The organism is Pseudomonas sp. PS01303 (assembly GCF_029959385.1).
Classification (GTDB): Bacteria; Pseudomonadota; Gammaproteobacteria; order Pseudomonadales; family Pseudomonadaceae; genus Aquipseudomonas; species Aquipseudomonas rustica.
Genome location: NZ_JASCPK010000220.1, coordinates 1 through 6,491, shown reverse-complemented (window position 1 = coordinate 6,491; position 6,491 = coordinate 1). Strand labels below are relative to the sequence as shown.

Here is a 6,491-nt window from a genome sequence, read left to right as displayed (position 1 = left end):
CTGCCGAAGGCTGCGATCTTTTGATCCTGGCTTTTTTGCAGATCAAGATCAAAAGATCGCAGCCTTCGGCAGCTCCTACAGAAAGCGGGTTTGGGTCGTCCATAAAAAATGCCCCGGCTCTTTCGAGGCGGGGCATTTTTCATTGCTGCGTTAACTCAGCGATTGCGGGTCAGCAAGGCTGGTTTTTCGCCACGTGGGCGGCTTGGCAGTTGATCGAGCTGCTCAGGTGTCGGGAAGCGGTCGGCTTTCGATTCCTTGTGCATGATCTTCGGGCCAGTGCTGCGCGGGTTTTGCACGGCTGGCTCGCTGCGTGGCTGATCGTCACGGGCCGGACGGCGGTTGCGCGAGGACGAAGCGTCATCGCGACGCGCCGGCTGACCATCACGCGGTGCGCCGTTACGCGGGCCGCTGCGTTTGGCTGGCGGGGTGCCGGTGCTCGAACCGTTGCTGTTGCGCGGGCCGTTCTGGCGACCTTGTGGCTGACCGCCACGAGGTGCGCCCGAACCTGCGCCTGCACCTTGAGCCGGTGCGCCTGGACGACGGCCGCGACCGCCAGCCGGAGCCGGCTTGGGCACGTAGTCAACGCGGTTACCGAAGTTATCCACATCGTCATCGAGGAACTCGTCCGGCGCACGATCAGCTGCCGCACGTGGCGGCTGGCTTGGACGCTGTTCACGGGCCGGGGTGCCTTCGCGCGGTTTCTGCTGACGGGCAGGGCGCTCGCCACGTTCACCGGCCGGCTTCTCTTTGCCCTTGTCTTTGCCTTTGTCTTTACGACCGCCGCCACCGCCGCCGCCATTCGGCCCGTCGCCGCGTGGGCCACGTGGATTGCGCGGGTTACGCACGTCCGGACGCTCACGCACTTCCGGCTTCTCGGCTTCAATGGTGCTCGAATCGAAGCCCATCAGGTCGCCGTCGGCGATTTTCTGCTTGGTCATGCGTTCGATGCTTTTCAGCAGTTTTTCTTCGTCCGGTGCGACCAGCGAAATCGCCTCGCCCGAACGACCGGCACGGCCCGTACGGCCGATACGGTGAACGTAGTCTTCATCGACGTTCGGCAGTTCGAAGTTGACCACGTGTGGCAACTGATCGATGTCCAGACCGCGTGCGGCGATGTCGGTCGCAACCAGAATGCGAACCTGGTTGGCCTTGAAGTCGGCCAGCGCTTTGGTGCGCGCGTTCTGGCTCTTGTTACCGTGGATCGCCACAGCCGGCAGGCCGTGTTTGTCCAGGTATTCGGCCAGACGGTTGGCGCCGTGCTTGGTGCGAGTGAAGACCAGCACCTGTTCCCACGCGCCGGCGGTGATCAGGTGCGCCAGCAGCGCACGCTTGTGGCTGGCCGGCAGACGGAAGACGCGTTGTTCGATGCGCTCGACCGTGGTGTTCGGCGGCGTCACTTCGATGCGTTCCGGGTTGTGCAGCAGCTTGCCGGCGAGGTCGGTGATGTCCTTGGAGAACGTCGCCGAGAACAGCAGGTTCTGACGCTTGGACGGCAGACGTGCGAGAACTTTCTTCACGTCGTGCACGAAGCCCATGTCGAGCATGCGGTCGGCTTCGTCGAGGACGAGGATTTCCACGTGGGACAGGTCAACGCTGCCCTGGCCACACAGATCGAGCAAACGACCCGGGCAGGCGACGAGCACGTCAACGCCACGGGACATGGCCTGAACCTGTGGGTTCATGCCGACGCCGCCGAAGATGCAGGCGCTGACGAATTTCAGGTCACGGGCGTAGATCTTGAAGCTCTCGTGTACCTGGGCCGCGAGTTCGCGGGTCGGGGTCAGGACCAGTACGCGCGGTTGGCGCGGGCCATGACGCTGGGATTTGTCCGGGTGACCGTTGGGGAACAACCGCTCCAGGATCGGAAGGGCGAAACCGCCGGTTTTACCGGTACCTGTCTGAGCCGCCACCATCAGGTCGCGACCTTGCAACACGGCGGGAATGGCCCGCTGTTGCACCGGAGTAGGCTCGGTATAGCCCGCATCTTCGATGGCGCGGACTAAAGCCTCGGAGAGACCGAGGGAAGCAAAGGACATGAGTAATCCTGTTTTAGTTAGGGCTTGGCCCAATGGGAGTCTTGCCTGGCGCGAATCACGTTTAAGAGGACGCAATCCCGTCCGGTCCTGCTGCGGTTCCGAAGGCACGTCTGGAGTGCTCGCGCGGGCTGGGAAGCTGCGCTGTAGCGGGTCGAGAGGCCTTTTACGGTTCCGGGCGTCCGGGCGTGAGCCTGGCGGGAACGCCGGAGTATAACAGAGCAATCACTGCGCGCTGCTTTCCTGCTGCTCAACGGTTTTGCGGCTGGCCGACGCATTGCCCAGCGGCGCGACATCGGACGGGGCCGCGCCGTAGCGCGCGCTTAGCTCGGCGTAGGCCGGTTCGCGCTTGAAACGCTTGAGCTCGGCACCGAAACGCTGCACCAGTAAATCCATGCCAGCATTGCGCCGAACTGCTAAAAACTGGCTCTGGCGGCTAATCACGGTCGGGTTTTCAGTGATCTGATTGCGGATATCCAGTTCATCGAGCAAGTGCTGACCGACGCGGCGATCGGTGATCAGCAAGTCGATACGACCACGCACCAGTTTGCCGAAGTTGGCTTCGTGGGTCGGCGCGGGTTCGCGGGTAAACAGAGTCGAACTGCTGAAGTCGGGGCTATATAGATAGCCCGGCGAGGTGCCGATGGTCAGGCCTTTGAGTTCTTTGAGTGTGCTGAACGGGTGCGGTCGATCGTTGGCGTAGAACATCACGAACTCGACGTCCGACAACGGTTCGCTCGGGTAGAGCAGGGTGGCGTCGCGCTCATCGCTGTGAAAGATATCCAGCGCACCGTCGGCCTGACCGGTTTCGAGCATCGACAGGCAACGCTTCCATGGCAGGAACTGCCATTCGACTTCGATGCCCAGTCGTTTGAAGACAATGGCGGTGGTTTCGTAGTCGAGCCCGAGGTTTTTGCCGTTCTCTTCGTAGACGTAAGGCGCCCACGGCTCGGTGACAATACGCAACTTCTCGCCTCGAGCAGCGAAGCTCAGGCAAGCAAAAACCAGCACGGCGAATAACTGTGTGATCAAGGGCATGGCTTGAGATTACGACGAGAAACGCGAAAGAGCCAGAAGGTGGCAGCAGATGCTCTGTTTCGGGCGTTTAAAAGCAAAAAATCGCAGCCTGCGGTAGCTCCTACACGGGATACGAAATCTCAATGTAGGAGCTGCCGAAGGCTGCGATCTTTTGATCTTGCTTGTCGCTTTCAGCTTGAAGCTTGCAGCTGCTTCAACGAGGCAACTTCAGGTTATTCCAGATCGCCAGACTCGGTTCAGCCTGGTTCATGGAATAGAAGTGCAGCCCCGGTGCGCCGCCCTGCAACAGGCGTTCGCACATCTCGCTGACGACTTGCTCGCCAAAGCGCTGAATGCTTTGCGTGTCATCGCCGTAGGCTTCCAGTTGCTTGCGGATCCAGCGCGGAATTTCCGCACCGCAGGCGTCGGAGAAGCGTGCGAGTTTGCTGTAGTTGGTGATCGGCATGATCCCCGGCACGATTGGCAGATCGACACCCTGCGCCTGCAAACGGTCGACAAAGTAGAAGTAGCTGTCGGCGTTGAAGAAGTACTGGGTGATCGCGCTGTCGGCGCCAGCCTTGGCTTTGCGCACGAAGTTGGCCAGATCGTCTTCGTAGTTGCGTGCTTGCGGATGCATCTCCGGGTAAGCGGCGACTTCGATGTGGAAATGATCGCCGGTTTCTTCACGAATGAATTCAACCAGTTCATTGGCGTGACGCAGCTCACCGCTGGTCATGCCCATGCCGGACGGCAGGTCACCACGCAGGGCGACGATGCGCTTGATGCCGGCAGCCTTGTACTCGTTCAGCAGGCCGCGCAGGTCGTCCTTGCTGTCGCCGACGCACGACAGGTGCGGTGCGGCCGGTACTTTGACTTCGCTTTCCAGTTGCAGAACGGTGTTGAGGGTGCGATCACGGGTCGAACCACCAGCGCCATAGGTGCAGGAAAAGAAATCAGGGTTGTAAGTGGCCAACTGACGGGCAGTGGCGAGCAGTTTTTCATGCCCAGCATCGGTCTTGGTCGGGAAGAACTCGAAGCTGTAGCGACGGTCTTGGGACATGGTCATACCCTTGGAAACAAGAACCTTCGAGGCGCTGCAGTCCCGTGTGGGAGCGAGCCTGCTCGCGAAAGCGCTGGGTCAGACAACACGGATGTTGAATGATACGCCGCCTTCGCGAGCAGGCTCGCTCCCACAGGGAAAGCGAGCAGTCAGCGCCTGTTAGTAGCGGTAAGCGTGCGGCTTGAACGGGCCTTCGACGGTTACGCCGATGTAGTCAGCCTGTTGCTTGGTCAGTTGGGTGACCACGCCGCCGAAGCCGCGAACCATTTCCAGGGCCACTTCTTCGTCGAGTTTCTTCGGCAGTACTTCAACGGTCAGACGCTCGGCTTTCTGGGCTGGCGACAGGTCGGCGTACTTCTGGTCGAACAGGAAGATCTGCGCCAGAACCTGGTTGGCGAACGAACCGTCCATGATGCGGCTTGGGTGGCCAGTGGCGTTACCCAGGTTCACCAGACGGCCTTCGGCCAGCAGGATCAGGTAGTCGTCGTTCTGCGCGTCGAAAGCGCCCGGGCCGGTACGGTGGATCTTGTGTACCTGTGGCTTCACTTCTTCCCATGCCCAGTTCTTGCGCATGAAAGCGGTGTCGATTTCGTTGTCGAAGTGACCGATGTTGCAGACAACGGCGCGCTTCTTCAGAGCTTTGAGCATGTTCGAGTCGCAAACATTGACGTTACCGGTGGTGGTCACGATCAGGTCGATCTTGCCTAGCAGCGCTTTGTCGATGCTCGCTTCGGAACCGTCGTTGATACCGTCGATGAACGGCGACACCAGTTCGAAACCGTCCATGCACGCTTGCATGGCGCAGATCGGGTCAACTTCGGAAACCTTGACGATCATGCCTTCCTGACGCAGGGACTGAGCCGAACCCTTGCCCACGTCACCGTAACCGATGACCAGCGCTTGCTTGCCGGACAGCAGGTGGTCAGTACCACGCTTGATCGCGTCGTTCAGGCTGTGACGGCAGCCGTACTTGTTGTCGTTCTTGGACTTGGTTACCGAGTCGTTGACGTTGATGGCCGGGATGCGCAGTTCGCCCTTGGCCAGCATGTCCAGCAGACGGTGTACGCCGGTGGTGGTTTCTTCGGTCACGCCGTGTACGCGATCCAGTACTTGTGGGTACTTGTCGTGCAGCAACTGAGTCAGGTCGCCGCCGTCGTCGAGGATCATGTTGGCGTCCCATGGCGCGCCATCCTTGAGGATGGTTTGTTCCAGGCACCACTCGTACTCTTCTTCAGTCTCGCCTTTCCAGGCGAAAACCGGGATGCCGGCAGCAGCGATAGCGGCAGCAGCCTGATCCTGAGTCGAGAAAATGTTGCACGACGACCAGCGTACTTCGGCACCCAGGGCAACCAGGGTTTCGATCAGCACGGCAGTCTGAATGGTCATGTGGATGCAGCCGAGGATCTTGGCGCCTTTCAACGGCTGTTCGCCGGAGTACTTGCGACGCAGACCCATCAGAGCCGGCATTTCCGATTCGGCGATGATGGTTTCGCGGCGACCCCAGGCAGCCAGGGACATGTCGGCAACTTTGTAATCGTTAAAATCTGCAGGCGTGATAACAGCGCTCATGAAGAGCCTCCATTCGTAATGTATGCGAATGGGCGCCGTTGTGCGTTTAGTGTCCGGCCGTGGCCAGTCAACGCCCCATCCGAGCCTGACAGGTTGAACCTGCTGCAGCGCCCCTCGGACAGGTGGCGGGAAAACGGTATCAATTGAAGATGACCGTTTTGAAACGGGGGCGATTATAGCCGTCTAGACTGATCTTCCAAAGGGTTTCTGTCGGCCAAATGAAGATCGCTAATGGCGACCATAGTCGAAGCCGCATGGAGCATGACCGCTCAGTCTGCCAAGATACCGCCCATCGTTCGGCAAGACACTCAGGAGTGAAGATGAATTTCCACACCCGCAAATGGGTAAAACCCGAAGACCTCAACCCCAACGGCACCCTGTTCGGTGGCAGCCTGTTGCGCTGGATCGACGAAGAAGCGGCGATTTACGCGATCGTGCAGTTGGGCAATCAGCGCGTGGTGACCAAGTACATTTCCGAAATCAACTTTGTCAGCGCCTCGCGCCAGGGCGACATCATCGAACTGGGCATCACCGCCACCGAGTTCGGTCGCACCTCGATTACCCTGACCTGCGAAGTGCGCAACAAGATCACCCGCAAGAGCATTCTGACCGTTGAGAAGATGGTCTTCGTGAACCTCGGCGAAGACGGCTTGCCGGCACCGCATGGCCGCACTGAAATCAAATATGTGAAAGACCAGTTTCAGGAAGATGAGTTAGTCAGCGAGTAATGCGAGCCCCGTAGGAGCTGCCGAAGGCTGCGATCTTTTGATCTTGTTTTATAGAGGCAAGATCAAAAGATCGCAGCCTTCGGC

General features: G+C 59.6%; 5 protein-coding genes and 1 riboswitch. Of the genes, 1 reads left to right on the top strand and 4 read right to left on the bottom strand.

Annotated features, from left to right (window positions below):
- Window positions 1–155 precede the first annotated feature (155 nt).
- The 4 genes from QMX93_RS29140 to ahcY all read right to left on the bottom strand — a co-directional run bounded on the left by QMX93_RS29140 (window position 156) and on the right by ahcY (window position 5,679).
- Complete coding sequence (locus QMX93_RS29140; protein WP_053124657.1) at window positions 156–2,036, bottom strand: DEAD/DEAH box helicase; 1,881 nt, start codon at window positions 2,034–2,036, stop codon at window positions 156–158.
- Between the two features lie 222 nt (window positions 2,037–2,258).
- A complete protein-coding gene (locus tag QMX93_RS29135) occupies window positions 2,259–3,071 on the bottom strand; it encodes a transporter substrate-binding domain-containing protein (protein ID WP_053124655.1) in 813 nt (270 codons plus the stop codon).
- Window positions 3,072–3,264: 193 nt separating this feature from the next.
- Window positions 3,265–4,110, bottom strand: coding sequence for a methylenetetrahydrofolate reductase [NAD(P)H] (metF, locus tag QMX93_RS29130; RefSeq protein ID WP_053124662.1), 846 nt, complete (start codon window positions 4,108–4,110; stop codon window positions 3,265–3,267).
- Window positions 4,111–4,269: 159 nt separating this feature from the next.
- Window positions 4,270–5,679 carry an adenosylhomocysteinase gene (gene ahcY, locus QMX93_RS29125; RefSeq protein WP_159811865.1) on the bottom strand — a complete coding sequence of 470 codons (1,410 nt, stop codon included), beginning with the start codon at window positions 5,677–5,679 and terminating at the stop codon, window positions 4,270–4,272.
- Between the two features lie 23 nt (window positions 5,680–5,702).
- A riboswitch (S-adenosyl-L-homocysteine riboswitch) is annotated at window positions 5,703–5,801 on the bottom strand.
- Window positions 5,802–5,999: 198 nt separating this feature from the next.
- On the opposite strand from ahcY, the gene QMX93_RS29120 reads away from it, so the two are divergent.
- Window positions 6,000–6,407, top strand: a complete 408-nt coding sequence (locus tag QMX93_RS29120) for a hotdog domain-containing protein (protein ID WP_007913723.1) — start codon at window positions 6,000–6,002, stop codon at window positions 6,405–6,407.
- Window positions 6,408–6,491: the final 84 nt, after the last annotated feature.

Coding starts and splice junctions, on each gene's coding strand:
- QMX93_RS29140 (WP_053124657.1), bottom strand. CDS start 2,036: ATGTCCTTTGCTTCCCTCGGTCTCTCCGAGGCTTTAGTCCGCGCCATC.
- QMX93_RS29135 (WP_053124655.1), bottom strand. CDS start 3,071: ATGCCCTTGATCACACAGTTATTCGCCGTGCTGGTTTTTGCTTGCCTG.
- metF (WP_053124662.1), bottom strand. CDS start 4,110: ATGTCCCAAGACCGTCGCTACAGCTTCGAGTTCTTCCCGACCAAGACC.
- ahcY (WP_159811865.1), bottom strand. CDS start 5,679: ATGAGCGCTGTTATCACGCCTGCAGATTTTAACGATTACAAAGTTGCC.
- QMX93_RS29120 (WP_007913723.1), top strand. CDS start 6,000: ATGAATTTCCACACCCGCAAATGGGTAAAACCCGAAGACCTCAACCCC.